This window comes from Pseudomonas sp. UW4, from assembly GCF_000316175.1.
Taxonomy (GTDB): Bacteria; Pseudomonadota; Gammaproteobacteria; order Pseudomonadales; family Pseudomonadaceae; genus Aquipseudomonas; species Aquipseudomonas laurylsulfatiphila.
Map to the genome: position 1 here is coordinate 2396084 of NC_019670.1, position 19252 is coordinate 2415335.

A 19252-nucleotide genomic window follows, 5' to 3' on the forward strand; every position below is an offset into this window, starting at 1 on the left:
GGTTCATCGGCCTTGTGTGCCCACCCTGCAATCCTTGAGTGCCGCATCCGTGACTGCCGTGAAACACGGGGCTGTGCGCATGAGGATGGAGGGGTGGATGGCGTTTTATCATAGGTGCTACAGATGTTTAAGAAAGCGAACACAGCCCTGCTGGGGCTGGCCTTGTCGTTGGGGATGACGACAGCCCAGGCTGAAGAAGCCAAGAAAGTCGACGTACTGCTCATTGGCGGCGGCATCATGAGCGCGACCCTGGGTGTCTGGCTCAACGAGCTGGAACCTGGCACTTCGATGGAAATGATCGAGCGCCTCGACGGCGTCGCCCAGGAAAGCTCCAACGGCTGGAACAACGCCGGTACCGGTCACTCCGCCCTGGCCGAGCTGAACTACACCCCGGAAGACGAGAACGGCAAGGTCTCGATCCCGAAGGCCGTTGAAATCAACGAAGCCTTCCAGATCTCCCGTCAGTTCTGGGCCTGGCAGGTTCAGCAAGGCGTGCTGAAGAACCCGCGTTCGTTCATCAATTCCACGCCGCACATGAGCTTCGTGTGGGGCGATGACAACATCAAGTTCCTGAAAAAACGCTACGACGCCCTGCAGGCGAGCCCGCTGTTCGCCGGAATGCAGTACTCCGAAGACCCGGCTGTGATCAAGCAGTGGGTGCCGCTGATGATGGAAGGGCGTGACCCGAGCCAGAAGGTCGCGGCCACCTGGAGCCCGCTGGGTACTGACGTGAACTTCGGCGAAATAACGCGTCAGTTCGTTGCACACCTGCAAACCACGCCGAAGTTCGACTTGAAGCTGTCCAGCGAAGTGCAGGACATCACCCGCAACGAAGACGGCAGCTGGCGCGTCAGCTACAAGAACCTCAAAGACGGCAGCAAGACCGAAACCGACGCCAAGTTCGTGTTCATCGGCGCCGGCGGCGGTGCCCTGCACCTGCTGCAGAAGTCCGGCATTCCTGAAGCCCGGGAATACGCAGGCTTCCCGGTAGGCGGCTCGTTCCTGGTGACCGAGAACCCGACCATCGCCGAACAACACCTGGCCAAGGCCTACGGCAAGGCTTCGGTGGGCGCACCGCCGATGTCGGTTCCGCACCTGGACACCCGCGTGCTGGACGGCAAGCGCGTGATCCTGTTTGGCCCGTTCGCGACCTTCAGCACCAAGTTCCTGAAAGAAGGTTCGTACCTGGACCTGCTGACCACCACGACCACCCACAACGTGTGGCCAATGACCAAGGTCGGCATCAAGGAATACCCGCTGGTCGAGTACCTCGCCGGCCAGCTGATGCTGTCTGACGAAGACCGCCTCAACGCCCTGAAGGAATACTTCCCGAACGCCAAGGCTGAAGACTGGCGCCTGTGGCAAGCCGGCCAGCGCGTGCAGATCATCAAGCGTGACGAAGCCGCCGGTGGCGTGCTGAAACTGGGCACCGAAATCGTCGCTTCGCAAGACGGCAGCATCGCCGGCCTGCTGGGCGCCTCCCCAGGCGCATCGACCGCCGCACCGATCATGCTGACCGTGCTGCAGAAAGTGTTCAAGGACAAGGTCGCGAGCCCTGAGTGGCAGGCAAAACTGCACCAGATCGTACCGAGCTACGGCACCCAGCTGAACAACAGCCCCGAGAAGGTTGCTCAAGAGTGGGCCTACACCGCCAAGGTGCTGGAACTGACTCCGCCACCGGTGATTGCACCGGCTGTGAAGCCAGTGACTGTCGATACGGATGCGAAAGCGCCGAAGCCTAGTGCTGCGAGTGATATGGCTCTGTAACTAGACGCCGGATCAAAAAAAGCCCACTGAACCGGCGACGGTCAGTGGGTTTTTTTTTGGCTTTCGTTGGTTGGAGGTCACTCCATTTTCAGCGTGGGCACGCTCCCTTGTAGGAGCTGGCTTGCCAGCGATGGTCGTTAACGATTACGCGTGTGAGCTGGATAAACGCGGCGCGCTTGAGGCCATCGCCAGCAGGCTGGCTCCTACAGTTTTCCGGGAATGCGTGGAGAACCTTTTTTGGGCCCGCGTCAGGACGCGGAGGTATTCGCTGAATTGAAGCGTTTGAGGATGTTTTCATACATCCGGGTGCGGCGATGGCCCTGGCCATAAGTGCCCGCAGCGGCGACGGTGCCGGCCTGGACGTGGTCCAGGTACTTGAAGATTTTGCCGGGCGACAGAAACACCACCTTGTAGCCGAGGTCGATCGCGCGGTCCTGCAGCTCATAACCGGGCACCCGGTCATCGATCTGGAAATGCAGACCCTGCTGCTTCATCAGCCTGCAATTCCACAGGGTACAAAAGCTTTTCAGGTAAGTCTCGGTGTAGGGTTTCGGTTCTCTTGAACGCAGGCCCAGGGAGCGTTTCAGGCGGCGGAAATGGTGCTTCGCGAAGCGTGAGCTGAAGCGCCAGACAGTCCTTGGCAACCCGCGATTGAGCTGCTCGGTGCAGCCGACCGCGATGACGTTTTGGTCTCTGGCGCAGTGCTCCATCATCAGCGCAAAGATGTTGGCATCGAAGACGAAGGTGTCGGTGTGCATCAGGAACAGATGGTCGGTATTGATCCTGGCCAGCGCCATGTCCAGTGCCTTGCCATGGGCGATATGCCCCGGTTCCTTGGTGGGGGCATCGCGTTCGATCAGGTTGATCCAGTCCAGTGAGCGCAGATACTCGACGCTGGCGTCCGCCGAATCGTTGTCCACCACCCAGACGGGTATGCCGGCTTTGCGTGCAGGCTCACGCAAAAGGTCCAGGCAGATCCTGGTCAGATCGAGGGTTTTGTAGTTCACCAGCACGATGCTGAACGGCGGTTTGGCGCTTGTATCGACACGGCCCATCTTCGAAATGCTCGACTACCTGAAAGCCTCGAAGACTAAACAAGCAACCTTAGCCCAAGCTTAATTTCACTTGGGCGGGTTGGCCGTTGGCATTCAGGCAGTCTCGATACGCCTAGGGTTTGGCCTGGTTTTTCAGCTTCTCTTCGATTTTCGCATCGACTGCCGCGCGAATCTGGTCAACGCTGAAACTGGCAGGCTTCTGGCTCGGCGGGTACTCGATGAAGGTCTGCAGGAAGCGCGCCGCCTTGGCCACACCTGCGGCCATCAGGTAGGAGTTTTTCACCAGCCAGTCATTGTACTGGTCCGAGACCAGATCAGCCCGCTCATACGGGTCCATGCGCAGGTTGAACAATTTTGGCACACGCAGTGGCACGAAGGGGCTGCTCCACACCGCAAAGCCACCGGGTTCGCGCTGTTCGGCGAAGACCACTTTCCAGTTGTCGAAGCGCATGGACACCAGCACGCCGTCGTCGTTGAAGTAGTAGAACTCGCGGCGCTCGCCTTTAGGCTGTTGGCCGGTCAGGTACGGCAACTGGTTGTAGCCGTCCAGGTGCACCTTGAAGCTGTTGCCGCCCGAGGTCGGTGCCCAACCCTTGAGCAGCTTTTCCTTCACGTCGGTTTCGCCAGCGGCTGCCAGCAAGGTCGGGAACCAGTCCATGCCCGAGAACATCTCGTTGGACACTTCGCCCGGCTTGATCTTGCCTGGCCAGCGGACTATCGCCGGCACGCGGTAGGCGCCTTCCCAGTTGGAGTTCTTCTCGTTGCGGAACGGTGTGGTCGCCGCGTCCGGCCAGGAGAACTGGTTCGGGCCGTTGTCGGTGGTGTAGACGACGATGGTGTTGTCGGCGATTTTCAGGTCGTCGAGGGTCTTCAGCAGTTTGCCGACGTCGCCGTCGTGCTCCAGCATGCCATCGGCGTAATCGTTGCCGGGCATGCCGCTCTGGCCCTTCATTGAGTCGCGTACGTGGGTGAACAGATGCATGCGCGTGGTGTTCATCCAGACGAAGAACGGTTTGTCCGCCTTGGCCTGCTTTTCGATGAACGCTTGCGCCGCAGCGGTAGTTTCATCGTCGATGGTTTCCATGCGCTTGGCGGTCAGCGCGCCGGTGTCTTCGATCTTGCCGTCGGCGTAGCTGTGGATCACGCCGCGCGGCGTCCTGGACTTGACGAAGTCCGGGTCATCCTTGGGCCAGTAAGGGCGCTCGGGTTCCTCTTCGGCGTTGAGGTGATAGAGGTTGCCGAAGAACTCGTCGAAACCGTGGTTGGTCGGCAGGAATTCGTCCTTGTCGCCCAGGTGATTCTTGCCGAACTGGCCGGTGGCGTAGCCCTGGGATTTGAGGGCCTGGGCGATGGTGATGTCACGTTTTTTCAGGCCGATCGGTGCGCCCGGCACGCCCACCTTGGTCAGGCCGGTGCGCAGCGGTGACTGGCCGGTGATGAACGACGAGCGCCCGGCGGTGCAACTGTTCTCCGCGTAGTAGTCGGTGAACAGCATGCCTTCGTGGGCGATGCGGTCGATGTTCGGCGTCTTGTAGCCGACCACGCCCATGGAATAGGCGCTGATGTTGGTCTGGCCGATGTCATCGCCGAAAATTACCAGAATGTTGGGTTTGTCAGCGGCATTCGCCGCCATTGCCATGACCGTTGTCGCCACCAGGGCGAGTTTCGGCAGCCACTTTTTTATGCGAGTCATCTGACTGGCTCCTTGTTGACGGGCGTCGCGCAGGGCGACAGGTTCCGATATTCAAGGGGTGCCAGAAACAACACGCCACCCGTATCAGGTGGCGTGGCCGTCGATATGCAGCACCGCGCCGGTGACGCTGGCGCCGGCACCGCTGGCCAGCAGTAACAAGGGGCCGTTGAGTTCTTGCAGGACGGCTTCCTTGCCTCGACCGGCCGCGATGACGTTGACGCGAATGCGGTGCGGCGTCAGTGATTGGGCCATGGCGCGGCTCATGCGGATCAGGCTGCTATTGGCGCGCAGGCACGGGTTCGGCTCGCTGATGGGGCGCGGCGGCGGGTCGATGTTGACGATGCTGCCACCGCGTTCGGCCCGTATCATGTGCAGGCTGGTGCAGTGGACGATGTGATTGTTCAGGGCAACATGCTCGCGCTCGGCGCTGTTGTTGATCAGCACATCGACGCTGCCGAATCGTTGCTGCACGGTGTCCAGTGCGGCTTCTATGCTCGGTCTGCGGGCGCTGTCGAGGCTGACGACCATGACTTCGCCACCTTCCCAATGCAGGTCGGCCGCCAGTTGCTCCAACTGCGAAGGGTGCTGGCCGCCGAGGGCTACACGGGCTCCGGCGCGGCTGATCAGACGGGCGAAATGCGCGCCCAGTCGGGTGCTGGCATCGGCCACCAGGACGGTCTTGCCGGCCATGGAAAACGGCTGCATGGGATCGCTCATGGACGTACCTCCGCGGGCATCGGGCGGCGGGTGATCAGGGCTCGTGGGACAGGTATCCCGGGCGACGGAACAGGCGCGGCGCCGAGCATTTTCAACACCAGTTCCGAGTAATGGCGGATGACGGCATCGATGCTCCAGCGACCATCGGCCTGGTACCAGACGCAGGCATGGGTGAGCATGTTGAACAGGGTGCGGGCCATCAGTTTGGGTTCGGCGCAGCTCAGCGAACCTTCCTTGACCCCTTGCTCGAGCAGTTCCTGCAGGGCGCTCAGGTACTGGCGCCGGACTTGGCGGACCTGCTCCAGATCCTCTTCGGCGAGGCTTCTGAACTCCAGGTTGCCGAGCATGGCCTCGTCCTGGTGTTCCAGGTGATAACGCACGTGGCAGGCGATGAAGGCGAGTAGTTTGGTATCGGCGGTCGCGGATTTTTTGGGGCGACGCCGTGCCCACTCCCGAGACACACCTTGGAAATACTCGAGAATCAGCTCCAGCAGCAGTTCGTTTTTGCCTTTGTAGTAGAGGTACAGAGTCGAGGCGTTGATGCCTGCTTCAGTGGCGAGCTGGCGCAGGCTCATCGAGCCGAAGCCGTTGCGCGAGATCAGTTTGATGGCGGCCAGGCGGATGTTGCTTTCAGTCATGTTCATGGGAGTGATCCTGCGGTCATCAAAACTCAAACACGGATTGTGTGGCGAGGGAGCTGTTGTGGGAGCGAGCCTGCTCGCGAAAAATGCCCGGACAACGCCGGTCAATCAGATGAAGCGCGTTATCGTTGACGTCCATCGCGAGCAGGCTCGCTCCCACCACAAGCTCGCTCCTACGGTTTTGCTTATTGCAGATTGCCAGCGACCGCGATGGTCTGCGCCGTGATGTAGTTCGACTCCGGCGAGCAGAACAGGTACACCGCGTCCGCCGCTTCCTGCACGGTGCCCGGACGACCCAGCGGGTTGCGTTGGGCGAACGACTTGGCGGCTTCCGGGCTGATGCCGACACGGATGTCACGACCTTCGATGTTCACCGTGGCGCCGGCATGGGCGTCGGCCTTGGTCATGCGGGTTTCGATGAAACCGAAGGCCACAGCATTGACGTTGACCTTGAAACGACCCCATTCGCGCGCCAGCGCACGGGTCATGCCGATGACGCCGGCCTTGGCCGAGGAGTAGTTCATCTGCCCGGCGTTGCCGTTGAGGGCCGACACCGAAGAAATGTTCACCACTTTGCGGAATACCTCGCGCTCTGCCGCCGCATCGGCCTGGGCCTGGGCCTTGATAATCGGGTAGGCCGCCCGCAGGATGCGGAAGGGCGCGGTCATGTGGCAATCGAGAATGGCGTACCACTGCTCGTCGCTCATCTTCTGGATCACGTCGTCCCAGGTATAGCCGGCGTTGTTGACGATGATGTCGATGGCGCCGAAGTTGTCCATCGCGGTCTTGACGTAGCGGTCGCCGAAGTCCGGGGCGCTGACGTTGCCGTGGCAGACGGCGGCTTCGCCACCCAGCTTGCGGATCATTTCAGCGGTCTCGTGGGCCGGGTCGGCGTCCAGGTCGTTGATGACGATGCGCGCGCCTTCGCTCGCCAGTTTCAGGGCGATCTGTTGACCGATGCCACGACCGGAACCGGTGACCAGTGCGACTTTGCCTTCGAGTTTTGCCATGGGGTGTTGCTCCTCAGTGATCAGTTTTGTTTACAGAGCGATCACGGCGTCGCCAACGATCTTGGTCTCGCCGTATTGATTGGTGGTGCGCACTTCGACCTTGATCCGTTGCTCGCCCTCGACCTCGAGGCGCTCGACGACAGTGCCGGTGCAGGTAATCTGGTGACCCAGATGAGTGATGCCGAGAAAGCGCACGCCGAACTCGCGCAACTGGCGCTGATCGACCCACTGGGTCAGCAGGCGACCGAGGTAGGCCATCGACAGCATGCCGTGGGCGAACACGTCGGGCATGCCGGCCCGGCGGGCGTAATCGGTGTCGATGTGGATGGCGTTGTGATCACCCGATGCACCGGCGAACAGGGCCAGGGTGGTGCGGTTGATCGGTGGCAGGGCCAGGGGTGGCAGGGTGTCGCCGACGTTGATTTTTTCCAGGCTAATCGCATTCATCAGTGTTCTCCGCTTCAGCTGTTGCGCTGCACAAGCACGCTGCGCAGGTCCGCAACGTGCTCACCGTGCTGATTGGTGACCCGGGTTTCGCGCACCACGAATTCCAGGGCGCCGCCTTTCTTGTCGTAGATGTCGGCGATGCGCACATCGAAGCGCAAGGTGTCGCCGGCATGGGCCATGCGGTGATAACGGAAGGATTCTTCGCCGTGCAAAATGCGCGCGGTGACGATGCCCAGTTCGTCACGCCAGGCGTTCGAAGGAATCTGGAACTCCAGCGAGAACAGAAAGGTCGGCGGCAGCGGCAGGTTGGGATACCCGGCATCGCGTGCGGCCTGTTCGTCAAAGTAAACCGGGTTGGTTTCACCGGTGGCCTTGGCGAAGAAGCGCAATTGCCCGGCTTCGGCGGTCACGAGGAAAGTGGGCAGTTGTCTGCCGATGTGTTTCTTGTCGATCATCTGCATGGCTCCTAAGCTCTGCGGGCGCGTCAGTTTTTCTGGTAAACGGTGACCACGCAGGCTCCGCCCAGACCGAGGTTGTGCTGCACCGCAATGCGCGCGTCCTGCACCTGGCGTTGTTCGGCGGTGCCGCGCAATTGGTGGGTCAGTTCAAAGCACTGGGCCAGGCCGGTGGCGCCCAGCGGGTGGCCCTTGGAGAGCAGGCCGCCGGACGGGTTGGTCACCCATTTACCGCCATAGGTGTTGTCGCCATCGTTGACCAGTCGCTCGCCGCCGCCTTCGGCGCACAGGCCCAGGCCTTCGTAGGTCAGCAGTTCGTTCTGTGCAAAGCAGTCGTGCAGCTCGATGACGTCGATGTCCTGCGGGCCGATGCCGGCCTGGTTGTAGGCGATATCCGCCGCCATGCGCGTCATGTCGAAACCGACCACGCGGATCATGTCCCTGGCGTCGTAAGTGCTCGGCAGGTCAGTGGTCAGCGCCTGGCCTGCCATCAATACGTCGGTGCGCAGGCCGTGCTTTTTCGCGAACGCTTCGGACACCACGATGGCCGCGGCAGCGCCACAGGTTGGCGGGCAGGCCATCAGTCGGGTCATCACGCCTTCCCACAACATCGGGGCGGCCATGACTTCATCAGTGCTCACCACGTTGCGGAACACCGCCAGCGGGTTATTGGCGGCGTGACGGCTGGCTTTGGCGCGGATCCTGGCGAAGGTTTCCAGTCGGGTGCCGTACTTCTGCATGTGCGCGTAGCCGGCGCCGCCGAACTGGCGGATGGCATTGGGCAGGTCGGGCATGCCGATCAGTTCGTTGGCCAGCACCAGGGCACGTTCGGTGGCCGGTGCGCGATCGGTCCAGGCGGATTTCAAGGCACCCGGGTTCATGTGTTCGAAGCCAAACGCCAGGGCACAGTCCACCGCGCCGCTTTGTACCGCCTGGCGAGCGAGGAACAGGGCGCTGGAGCCGGTGGCGCAGTTATTGTTGACGTTGATCAGCGGAATGCCGGTCATGCCCACGCGGTACAAGGCTTTCTGGCCGCAGGTGGAGTCACCGTAGACATAACCGGCGTAGGCCTGCTGGATGTCATTGAAATCCACACCCGAATCGGCCAGGGCCTGGCGGATCGCCTGTTCACCCATGACGTCGTAGGGCTCGTTGGTCCCCGGTTTCTTGAACTGGATCATGCCGACGCCAGCAACGAACACTTTATTGCTCATCGTTGTTTTCCTTGTTGTTTGAGAGGTTCAGAGCTTGCGCGCGATCATTTCGCGCATGACTTCACTGGTGCCGCCGTAGATGCGATTGACCCGTGAGTCGACGAAAGCGCGGGCGATCGGGTACTCCATCATGTAGCCGTAGCCACCGTGCAGCTGGACCATGTCGTCGATGCATTTCCACAGGGTCTCGGTGGTGAAGAGCTTGGCGATGGCCGCTTCTTCCAGGGTCAGGCGCCGGCGCATGTGCTCGCCCAGGTAGTAGTCGACCATCACCCGCATGGCGGTGGCCTGGGCCTTGATGTCGGCGAGCTTGAATTTGCTGTTCTGGAAGTCCCAGACGGTCTGGTTGAAAGCCTTGCGGTCCTTCACGTATTCGAGGGTCTGCTCCAGCAGGCGCTCCAGCTTCGCGGCGGCGGACACCGCAATCGAGAAGCGCTCCTGGGGCAGTTCGCCCATCAGATAGGTAAAGCCCAGGCCTTCCTCGCCGAGGCGGTTGCCGACGGGCACGCGGACGTTGTCGAAGAACAGCTCGGACGTGTCGGCGGCGGCCTGGCCGACTTTCTCCAGTTTGCGCCCGCGCTTGAAACCGGCGCGGCTGGCTTCCACGGCGATCAGGCTGATGCCCTTGGCGCCGGCAGCCGGGTCGGTCTTGCACACGACAATGACCAGGTCGGCGGTCAGGCCGTTGCTGATGAAGGTCTTGCTGCCGTTGATCACGTATTCGTCGCCATCGCGCACGGCAGTGGTGCGCACGGCCTTGAGGTCGCTGCCGGTACCGGGCTCGGTCATGGCGATGGCCAGGATGGTCTCGCCAGAGCAAATGCCCGGCAGCCACTTCTGTTTCTGTTCTTCGTTACCGCAGCGATTGATGTACGGGGCGATGACGTCCGAATGCATGCCGAAGTAGGCGCCACTCACGCCGGCCCGGGCGAACTCCTCGTTGAACACCGCGCAGTGACCGAAATCACCGCCGCCGCCACCGTATTCGATGGGCAGGGTGATGCCGAGCAAGCCTTCGCGGCCGGCCTTGAGCCAGGTCTCGCGGTCGACCTGGCCGGCCTTGTCCCAGGCGGCCTGGCGCGGCAGGCATTCGCGTTCGAAAAAGCGCCGCACGGTGGTGCGGAACATCTCATGGTCGTCGCGGAAAACGGTTCGGGCGATGTGCACGCAAGACTCCTCAAACATGGCAGGCCGGCCTTGGGCCGAGCGCTTACGCAAGGCGCGGACTGCGCCTGTGATCTGAGGGTTACGATAGGTGGGGCCCGTGGCCCGAACGCCACCCGAGCCGGGTGGCGGGGGAAAAAACAATCCATGTAGGAGCTGCCGCAGGCTGCGATCTTTTGATCTTGTTCTTAAAAAACAAAGTCAAAAGATCGCAGCCTGCGGCAGCTCCTACAGGGTTTCAGGGGAGGACGTTGCTGCCATCCTGGGATTCCAGATCGCGCACCCGCGCCACCGCTTCATCACGGCTGCTGACGCCGAGCTTGCTGTAGATATGGCTCAGGTGCCATTTCACGGTTTCCGGCGAGAGCCCCAAGGCGCGGGCGATTTTCTTGTTGGGCAGGGCCTGGGCCAACAGGCGCACGACTTCGATTTCCCGCTCGCTCAACGGTTCGATCCCGGCCGTCAACGGTTTGCTGGTGGCCGTTGTCGCAGGTTTGACCTTCGAGATCGCCGGGGTCGTGGCCTCGGCCGCCTGCAAGCGCTCGACATAAAACGCCAGCACCGGGTCCAGGACTTCGCGGGCGGCGATATCGCAGATCAGTTTCAAGCCATCCGGATGGGCGTCGAGGAGGCTGCGCACCAGGCCAAAACGTTGACCTCGGCGCAAGGCTTCGATGACTTTGATCCGTGCCCGTTCATGGTTGCCGCGTTCGGACTCGATCACGGCGCTGAGCACCAGCAGGCGCGTTGCCCCGAGTTGGCGACGATGCCGGTCGCAGGTTTCGATCAATCGTTCTATGCGATCGCAAGCCCCGTTCAGATCACCCTGGACCAGTTGCCAGCGAGCGCGGGCATTCTCGGCCAGGATGTGGATTTCCTTCAGGGCCGTGTGCCCGGCATCCGGGTGACGCGCGTCGATGGCTTCCAGGCGCGCCAGTTTGGCCTGGGCTTGTGCCGTCTCCCCGAGAATCAGCAACCAGCGCACTTGCCAGGTCAGGCAGTAGGCTTGCAGGCGCTCCAGACCGAGTTTGATCGCGTACTCATCCAGCCGCTCGACAAACGCCAGGGCTTCTTGATGGTTACCTGCCAGCCATTGCACGTTCCATAACACTTGCAGCACACGCAGGACGGAATCGGGAATCGAAATCCGTTCGAGAATGTCGATCCAGCCCGAGAGCATTTTGAACGCGGCGTCGACATCGTTGGTTTCGTACAGCACCTCGCCGAGCAGCGCGGCGGAGAGATAAGTCGCGTCGGCACCGGCCTTGCCACATTGGCCGGCCTCATGCAGCACGTCGCGGTAAACCCTTTCCGCCTGAGTCATCTGGCCTTCAAGGGCCAGGCTCAAGCCAATCATGCAACGACCCTGAAGGCTGCCGGCCGTGGTCCCCAGCAGCGGTTCGCCATTGATCAGCAGGTTCGGCCGGTCGAGTTGTACCTGCCGGGCCTTTTCGTATTCGCCGCGGTGCATGTACAGCCAGGACAGGATGTTGGCGCAGGAGCCGATGGCCACGCTGTTGCTGCCCGGCGGCGGGTTGAGCAGTTGCGGCAGGACCGTCATGGCCGCGTCGGTGTCATCCCGTTGCAGGGCCAGGGAGGCGCGCAGCAGCGAGATCATGAAGTGGTCATGGACTTCGCTCTCGGGAACGTCGCGAAACAGTTGTTCGAGACTGGCGCTGCAGGCCACGAAATCCCGGGCATACAGCTGCATCCGCGCCTTGAGGATGCGCAGCTTGACCCGGGCCTGTACCTGTTCGACCGGCAACAGCCGTACCAGCTCGATCAACATGCGCAGGTCGCCATGGGCGTAGAGCGCCTCGGCGTGTTGCTCCACCAGGTCGGCGGCGGCAGCCGGGTCGCCGCCCATGACCGCATGGTGCACCGCTTCATCCAGGTGATTATGGTCACGGAACCAGTGCCACGCCCGCACGTGCACCGCGTGTTGCTCGGCCTGGCTGCGGGAGTCGAAATACTTGAGCAGGGTTTCGCGCAACAGCGGGTGCAGGCGATACCAGGTTTCACGTTCGGCGCTGTCCACCGGGATCAGGAACAGGTTGTCCCGCTCCATGCGCGTCAGTAGCGCATTCGCTTCGGCAACTGCCTGCGGGTGGCCGCTGAGAGCGGCGCACAACGAGGCGCAGAATCGGTTGCACACGGCCATGAGCAGCAGCAGGTCGAGGTCGGTCGGCGACAGGTGAGACAGCACTTCGACTTCGAAAAATTTGGCGAAGGCTTGATCGTCCCGCAGCTGCGGGTGCACTGACGTGGCGTCCGGGGTGGCAGGCGGGCGGTTCTTTTTGCGGCTGACGGCGAGTAGTTGCAGGCCGGCGACCCAACCATCGGTCAGCTCATGCATCATCCTGGCGTCACGGGCATTGACCTCGCCCAACTGCGCCTTGAGGAACTGTTCGGACTCGATCGCCGTGAAGCGCAAGTCCCGAAGGTTCAGCTCGAGTACCAGTTCCTGGCTGCGCAACCGCGCCAGGGACAAAGGCACGGCACTGCGCGACACCAGCGCCAGATGCAGGTTGGCCGGGGCGTAGTCGATCAGCCATTGCAGGGCCTGGTGAATGCCCACGTCGGTCAGGTGGTGCAGGTCGTCGAGTACCAGCACCAGTTCACGGCCACGGCTGGCAATGCTGCGCACCAGGGTGATGACGGTGCGCTCAACGGCTTCGCTGTCGATGCCGCGACCTTCCAGTTGAGTCGCGTCCCGCACCAGCGCCGGGTCGATTTGGCCGAGGCTCGCCAGCAGGTAGTCAAGAACACGCGTCAGTTCGTTGTCGTCCGCCGACAACGTCAGCCACGCCACGTCGAACCCCAACGGCAACAGCGCCTGGCGCCAGGCGATCAGGGTCGAGGTCTTGCCGCAGCCGGCCGGCCCCTTGAGCACGATGCAGCGCAGGCGTCGGGCCTTGAGCATTTGATCCTGCAGGCGTTCGCGGGAAATCAGGCGCCCGGTGCTGCGCGGCGGAATCAGTTTGGTGCTGACGATCGGGGACTGAACCGGATTGAAGACCTGGCTGGCATGGGGGTCCGATGCATTGGACTTGCGGTGTTTATCCATGGGGCTGTCCGATTCTTTTTTGTTTTGTGAGTGCGTCGAATCTCATCGAGTGTAACCCAGAGCATGGGTGGCATGACCCTGTCTTTGGCGGCCACCACCCGATGTGGGTGGTGGTCGTCGATGAACGGATTGATCTACTGGAAAGCACAAGAATAGGAGTGCTGTGGCGCTCCGTCAGAACAGTGGAGCGTTGGCAATGGGCGTACTGAGTGGCATTCGGGTGGTGGAGTTTGAGGCAATCGGGCCGGCGCCGTTTGGCACCATGCTGTTGGCCGATATGGGCGCCGACGTGGTGCGCATCGACCGCCCGCAGAAGGCCAGTGACCTGGGGCCGAAGCTGGAAGGCAAGCGTGCCGATATTACCGGGCGCAATCGGCGTTCGGTCACCCTCGACTTGAAGCGCCCGGACAGTGTCGCCGCTGCGCTGGAACTGATCGAACGTGCCGATGTGGTGATTGAAGGGTTTCGCCCCGGCACGATGGAGCGCCTGGGTCTTGGCCCTGACATCGCGCTCGAACGCAATCCGCGCCTGGTCTACGCGCGGATGACCGGTTGGGGCCAGACCGGCCCGATGGCCGACCGCGCCGGGCATGACCTGAACTACATCGCCTTGTCAGGTGTGTTGTCGAGCATCGGCCCGGCCGGAGGGCGACCGGTGCCGCCGCTGAACCTGGTGGGCGACTACGGCGGTGGCGGCATGCTGCTGGCGATGGGCGTGCTGGCGGCGCTGGTCAACGTGCAGCGCGGCGGCGCCGGCCAGGTGGTCGACGCGGCCATGACCGAAGGTGCGGCGCAACTGGGTTCGGTGATCTGGGGCCTGCTCGCCGGCGGGCACTGGAAAGAACAGCGCGGCAGCAACCTGCTCGACGGCGGTGCGCCCTGGTACGACACCTACGAAACCCGCGACGGCCAGTACATGGCAATCGGGCCGATCGAGTCGCGCTTCTATGCGCAGATGCTGGAAATTCTCGGACTGTCCAACGCCGACCTGCCCAATCAGCACGACCAGGCAGGCTGGCCGCGTCTGCGTGAGGCATTCACCGCTGCGTTCCTGGGCCGCACCCGCGAGCAGTGGGTGGCCGCGTTCGAAGGCAGCGACGCTTGCGTTGCACCGGTGCTGGGGCTTGTCGAAGCCACCCGGCATCCCCACGGCGTTGCCCGTGGCAGCTTCATCGAGGTCGACGGGGTGGTGCAGCCGGTCCCGGCTCCGCGCTTCCTTGGCACGCCATCGGCGCAACCGCAACCCGCTCCCGAGCGTGGCGAACACGGCGGCGACGCACTGCGCGACTGGGGCTACGACACAGCGGCCATCGAGCGCTTGCGTGCGCTGGGTCTGGGATGGCGCGCCTGAACGCGTGCGCCCCGAAAAAACATAAAGATCCGTGCAGCGCAGGAGTCATCCATGGCCATTCAGTTCAAGATCATCGATCACGTGGCACTTGTCACGCTCGATGCGCAACAGTCGAACAACGCGCTGACCCTCAGCGATTTGATGCACCTGCGCAAGACCCTGGGCGCCTGCCAGGATGACGAACAGGTGCGGGTCATCGTCCTGACCGGTGCCGGCGAGCGTGCATTTTGCAGCGGCGCGAGCCACAAGGAGTCGCTGCTGGCCGCTTCGGGTTTCGTCGCCGGCACCCTCAAGAGTCGCGAGACCGAAGCCGAGGAGGGCGGCTACAGCCGACTGTTCGACCTCAGCGACCTGGAAATCTGGAAACCGGTGGTTGCCGCCATCAATGGTGCCTGCCTGGGAAGCGGTCTCGAGCTGGCGCTGCAATGCGATCTGCGTATCGCTTCGTGCGGCGCTACCTTCGGCTTGCCTGAAGTGTGCGACGCGACCATTCCGGCGGCCGGCGGCGTGCAGTACCTGCTTCGTGCGATCCCGGCGGCACATGCGATGAAAATGGCCCTGACCGGGGAGTCGATCGGCGCGCAGGAGGCTTTGGACATCGGTTTGGTCATAGAGCTGCTGCCAAAGGACCGTCTGCTGCCAGCGGCGCTGGATCTGGCCGGGCGCATTGCCGCCAACGGCCCGCTGGCGGTGCAGTCGATCAAGCGCCTGGCCTTGCAGACCGCCCACCTCGCCCCCCGGGATTTCGTCACCCAGGCCCATCTGCACTGGGGGTTACTGCGCGACAGCGAAGATCACGCCGAAGGGCGCATGGCCCAGGCCGAGCAGCGTTCACCGAAGTACACCGGCACCTGACGCAACAGGCAAGCGCCGCATTCGTCCTGACCTGACAACAATAATTCACAGGAGAACCCCATGTATTTGACCCAAGGCCTGCACCGCGTGTTGCAGCAACGTCCCCATGCCGTGGCGACGGTCTTTCGCGACCGCCGCCGTACCTATGCCGAACTGGCCGAGCGGGTGGCTCGCCTGGCCGGGGCCTTGCAGCAACTGGGGATGCAGACCGGCGACCGCGTCGGCCTGTTGGGCCTGAACTCCGACCGATTCCTTGAGTATTTCCTGGCGACCTGGTGGGGCGGCGGCGTGGTCAACCCGGTCAATATTCGCTGGAGCGTGCCGGAAATCGTCTACTCGCTGGACGACTGTGACACGCGCATCCTGCTGATCGACGACACCTTCCTGCCCATGGCCGAAGACATCGCCGGCAGCGCCAAGGTACGGCCATTGCTGATTCACATCGGCGACGGGCCATTGCCCGAAGGCATGCTGTCCTATGAGCAACTGATTCGTGAAGCTACGCCGGTGGACGACGCCTTTCGCGGCGGTGATGACCTGGCGAGCATCATGTACACCGGCGGCACGACCGGCCGGCCGAAGGGTGTGATGCAGTCGCACATGAACCTGTGGACCGCTGCCGTGGCCCGTGCGGCCGATGTGCCGGTGCCGGCGGATGCCCTGACCCTGCACATCGCGCCGATGTTCCACCTGGCGGCGCTGTCGCGGGTCATCCTGATCTCGCTGCTCGGTCTGCCGAGCATTTTCGTCCCGGCCTTCGATGCCCTGGACGTGATGCGTACCATCGAGCGCGAGCGCATCACCGACATCCTGATCGTGCCGACCATGCTTCAGGCATTGATCATGCACCCGGAATTCGCCAGACATGACCTGAGCTGCCTGCGCAGCCTCACCTACGGCGCCTCGCCGATTGCCGTGCCCTTGCTCGAACTGGCGCTCAAGGCGTTGCCCAATGTCGAGTTCACCCAAGGGTACGGCATGACCGAAGCGGCGCCGCCGATCAGCGCCAACGGTCCGGAAAACCACAGCGCCGAAGGTATTGCCAATGGTCGCCTGCGCTCGGCCGGGCGGCCAGGGCTGGGCGTGACCGTGCGCATCGTCGACGAACACGACAACGAGGTGCCGCGCGGCACGGTCGGCGAAGTGCTGGTCCGTGGCCCGAACATCATGCTCGGCTACTGGAACAAACCCGAAGAAACCGCCCAGGCCCTGCGTGGCGGCTGGATGCACACCGGCGACGGTGCCTACATGGACGACGACGGCTTTATCTACATTGTCGACCGCTTCAAGGACATGATCGTCAGCGGTGGCGAAAACGTTTATTCGGGTGAAGTCGAAAGCGCGATTTCCAGTCACCCGGCCGTCGCCGCCTGCGCAGTGATCGGCATTCCCTGCGCGCAGTGGGGCGAAGCGGTGCATGCGGTGATCGTGCTCAAGCCCGATCACGAAGCCGCGGGCGCCGCGATCATCGAGCATTGCCGGCGGCAGATCGCGGGCTACAAGACGCCGAAGTCGGTCGAGTTCCGCACTGCGTTGCCGCTGTCTGGCGCTGGCAAGGTGCTCAAGCGCGATCTGCGCGAACCGTTTTGGGCCGGCAAGGACCGGGGTGTCAGCTGATGCCACAGGTGAACGGTGGCGCATTGATTCCCGAGGGCTTCTGCGCGCTGGAACAACGCTCGGGTTTTTTGCGCTGTTGCGGCGACTTTTATGTGCATCAAGAGCTGCCGATCCTGGCGGTGCGCCTCGAACCGCAGCATCTCAATTACGTGCGCATCGCCCACGGCGGCTTTCTCGCCACGGTGGCGGACAGCGCATTCGGCGTCATATTGCGGCGCCATTCGGTGTCGCAGTCGGTGGCAGTGACGGTCAATCTGAACGTCGATTACCTCGGTCCGGTGCGCGAAGGCGACTGGCTGGAGGCGCATGTGCAAGTGCTCAAGAGCGGCGGCACCTTCATCAACGCCAGCTGCCTGTTGAAGGTCGGCGAGCGCCTGGTGTTACGTGCCAACGGCGTCTTCACCCCGTGGAAGGGCCAGATGCCATGTACATGACCCAATGCCTGCAACGCACACTGCAACAAAATCCGGATCAGCTCGCGACGGTTTTCGGTGATCGCCGTCGGACCTATCGCCAGTTTGGTGACCGCGTCGCTCGCCTGGCCGGTGCCTTGCAGAATCTGGGCATGGCGGCTGGCGATCGGGTCGGCATGCTGGCGCTCAACTCCGACCGCTATCTGGAATACATCATGGGTGTGTGGTGGGGCGGCGGGGTGCTCAACCCGGTGAACATCCGCTGGAGCGTGCCGGAGATCGTCTATTCGCTGGACGATTGCAGTACCGGCATCCTTATCGTCGATGAACACTTTGCACCACTGGCCGAGCAGATCCGCAGGAGTGCCCGCCATGCGCCACGGTTTATCTATGCAGGCGAGGGGAAAGTGCCTGTGGGCATGCTGGGTTTCGAGCAACTGATTGCCCGGACTGCGCCGGTCGAGGATGTCGGGCGTGGCGGTGAAGACCTCGCCTGCATCATGTACACCGGCGGCACCACCGGGTTTCCCAAGGGCGTGATGCAGTCGCACTTGAACCTGTGGTCGGCGTGCATGCCACGCATGGTCGACATGCCGCCGATCCGTGACGGTCGACTGTTGCACGTGGCGCCGCTGTTCCACGTCGCCGGCATGGCTCGGGCACTGATTCAGTTCATGGCCGGTGAAAGCCATGTGCTGCTGTCGAGTTTCGATGCGGCCCAGGTGCTGCAGGTGATCGAGCGGGAACGGATCACCGAGACGCTGTTGGTGCCGACCATGATCCTCGCGCTGCTGGCCCATCCGGACTTCGATCGCCATGACCTCAGTAGCCTGAAACGCCTGACCTACGGTGCGTCACCCAGCGCTGGCGAAATGGTGGAACAGGTGTTGGCCCGGCTTCCGGATCTCGAGCTTTCACATTCCTACGGGTTGACCGAAGCCTGCCCGGTGGTGTCGAGCAATCTGCCGTGCAATCACACGCCGCAGGCACGCAAGAGTGGTCTGTCGCGTTCGGTCGGGCGCGGCGGGCTGGGCGTCAACGTGAAGATCGTCGACCCGCAAGGTCAGGAAGTTGCGCGTGGCACGGTGGGCGAGATCATCGTGCGCGGGCCGAACATCATGCAGGGTTACTGGAACAAGCCCGAGGAAACCGCCAAGGCATTGCGCGATGGCTGGCTGTTCACCGGCGACGGAGCTTACATGGACGAGCAGGGTTACCTGTTCATCGTCGACCGCTTGAAGGACATGATCGTCAGCGGTGGCGAAAATGTTTACTCGGCGGAAGTCGAAAACATCCTCGCGCGACACCCGGCCGTGGCGCTGTGCGCGGTGATCGGCGTTCCCCATGAACAGTGGGGCGAGGCGGTGCACGCGGTGGTGGTGCGCAAACCCGGTGCCCAGGTCGATGCCGAGCAATTACGCAGGTACTGCCGCGAATTCATCGCCCCCTACAAATGCCCGAAAACCGTTGAGTTTCGCGACGAACTGCCGCTGTCGGCCGCTGGCAAAGTCCTCAAGCGCGAACTGCGCCAATAGCCCACCTAACTGCACCACCAAGACCCTGTGGGAGCGGGCTTGCTCGCGAAGGCGGACCCACATTCAAGATGTGCGTCGACTGACACACTGCTTTCGCGAGCAAGCCCGCTCCCACAGGGGGCCGTTTTGCATCCCCGAACTTCACTGTTCAACCACCTTCAATTCGCTACCCGATCCGGGTGGCTTCACGACCCACCCCCCGCCAATACAGTGGTTCCACGAACCAGGCGCAAGCCTTGCCTGGCAACCCA

15 protein-coding genes and 1 pseudogene are annotated in these 19252 nt (G+C 62.6%); 6 read left to right on the forward strand and 10 right to left on the reverse strand.

Annotated elements, in window-relative coordinates:
* Positions 1-123: 123 nt before the first annotated feature.
* Positions 124-1767, forward strand: coding sequence for a malate dehydrogenase (quinone) (gene mqo / locus PPUTUW4_RS10485; protein WP_015094613.1), 1644 nt, complete (start codon positions 124-126; stop codon positions 1765-1767).
* Positions 1768-2015: 248 nt separating this feature from the next.
* On the opposite strand, the gene PPUTUW4_RS10490 is transcribed toward mqo, so the two are convergent.
* The 10 genes from PPUTUW4_RS10490 to PPUTUW4_RS10535 all read right to left on the reverse strand — a co-directional run bounded on the left by PPUTUW4_RS10490 (position 2016) and on the right by PPUTUW4_RS10535 (position 13230).
* Positions 2016-2822: a hypothetical protein gene (locus PPUTUW4_RS10490; RefSeq protein ID WP_015094614.1), complete on the reverse strand. Its 807-nt coding sequence runs from the start codon at positions 2820-2822 to the stop codon at positions 2016-2018.
* 112 nt (positions 2823-2934) lie between these two features.
* On the reverse strand, positions 2935-4515 hold the full coding sequence (locus PPUTUW4_RS10495; RefSeq protein ID WP_015094615.1) for an arylsulfatase: 1581 nt from the start codon (positions 4513-4515) through the stop codon (positions 2935-2937).
* An 84-nt stretch (positions 4516-4599) separates the two neighbouring features.
* On the reverse strand, positions 4600-5232 hold the full coding sequence (locus PPUTUW4_RS10500) for an SDR family oxidoreductase (RefSeq protein ID WP_015094616.1): 633 nt from the start codon (positions 5230-5232) through the stop codon (positions 4600-4602).
* Positions 5229-5876, reverse strand: a complete 648-nt coding sequence (locus PPUTUW4_RS10505) for a TetR/AcrR family transcriptional regulator (protein WP_015094617.1) — start codon at positions 5874-5876, stop codon at positions 5229-5231. Before PPUTUW4_RS10505 ends, PPUTUW4_RS10500 begins: the two co-directional genes overlap by 4 nt.
* Before the next feature lie 182 nt (positions 5877-6058).
* Positions 6059-6883: an SDR family NAD(P)-dependent oxidoreductase gene (locus PPUTUW4_RS10510; protein WP_007974186.1), complete on the reverse strand. Its 825-nt coding sequence runs from the start codon at positions 6881-6883 to the stop codon at positions 6059-6061.
* 30 nt (positions 6884-6913) lie between these two features.
* Positions 6914-7330, reverse strand: a complete 417-nt coding sequence (locus tag PPUTUW4_RS10515) for a MaoC family dehydratase (RefSeq protein ID WP_015094618.1) — start codon at positions 7328-7330, stop codon at positions 6914-6916.
* A gap of 14 nt (positions 7331-7344) precedes the next feature.
* Entirely contained in the window at positions 7345-7785 is a 441-nt protein-coding gene (locus tag PPUTUW4_RS10520) for a MaoC family dehydratase N-terminal domain-containing protein (RefSeq protein WP_015094619.1), read from the reverse strand.
* Between the two features lie 29 nt (positions 7786-7814).
* Entirely contained in the window at positions 7815-8999 is a 1185-nt protein-coding gene (locus PPUTUW4_RS10525) for a lipid-transfer protein (RefSeq protein WP_015094620.1), read from the reverse strand.
* 27 nt (positions 9000-9026) lie between these two features.
* On the reverse strand, positions 9027-10184 hold the full coding sequence (locus tag PPUTUW4_RS10530) for an acyl-CoA dehydrogenase family protein (protein WP_227698119.1): 1158 nt from the start codon (positions 10182-10184) through the stop codon (positions 9027-9029).
* Between the two features lie 217 nt (positions 10185-10401).
* Positions 10402-13230, reverse strand: a complete 2829-nt coding sequence (locus tag PPUTUW4_RS10535; RefSeq protein WP_015094622.1) for a LuxR C-terminal-related transcriptional regulator — start codon at positions 13228-13230, stop codon at positions 10402-10404.
* A gap of 196 nt (positions 13231-13426) precedes the next feature.
* On the opposite strand from PPUTUW4_RS10535, the gene PPUTUW4_RS10540 reads away from it, so the two are divergent.
* The 5 genes and pseudogenes from PPUTUW4_RS10540 to PPUTUW4_RS10560 all read left to right on the forward strand — a co-directional run bounded on the left by PPUTUW4_RS10540 (position 13427) and on the right by PPUTUW4_RS10560 (position 19001).
* Entirely contained in the window at positions 13427-14581 is a 1155-nt protein-coding gene (locus PPUTUW4_RS10540; protein WP_015094623.1) for a CaiB/BaiF CoA-transferase family protein, read from the forward strand.
* A gap of 51 nt (positions 14582-14632) precedes the next feature.
* Complete coding sequence (locus tag PPUTUW4_RS10545) at positions 14633-15436, forward strand: enoyl-CoA hydratase/isomerase family protein (RefSeq protein WP_015094624.1); 804 nt, start codon at positions 14633-14635, stop codon at positions 15434-15436.
* A gap of 57 nt (positions 15437-15493) precedes the next feature.
* Positions 15494-17053, forward strand: a pseudogene (locus PPUTUW4_RS10550) (long-chain fatty acid--CoA ligase); the annotation flags it as partial.
* Entirely contained in the window at positions 17053-17487 is a 435-nt protein-coding gene (locus tag PPUTUW4_RS10555) for a PaaI family thioesterase (RefSeq protein WP_015094626.1), read from the forward strand. The pseudogene PPUTUW4_RS10550 and the gene PPUTUW4_RS10555, both read left to right, overlap by 1 nt.
* A complete protein-coding gene (locus PPUTUW4_RS10560) occupies positions 17478-19001 on the forward strand; it encodes a long-chain-fatty-acid--CoA ligase (protein WP_015094627.1) in 1524 nt (507 codons plus the stop codon). Before PPUTUW4_RS10555 ends, PPUTUW4_RS10560 begins: the two co-directional genes overlap by 10 nt.
* The last annotated feature ends 251 nt before the right edge of the window (positions 19002-19252 follow it).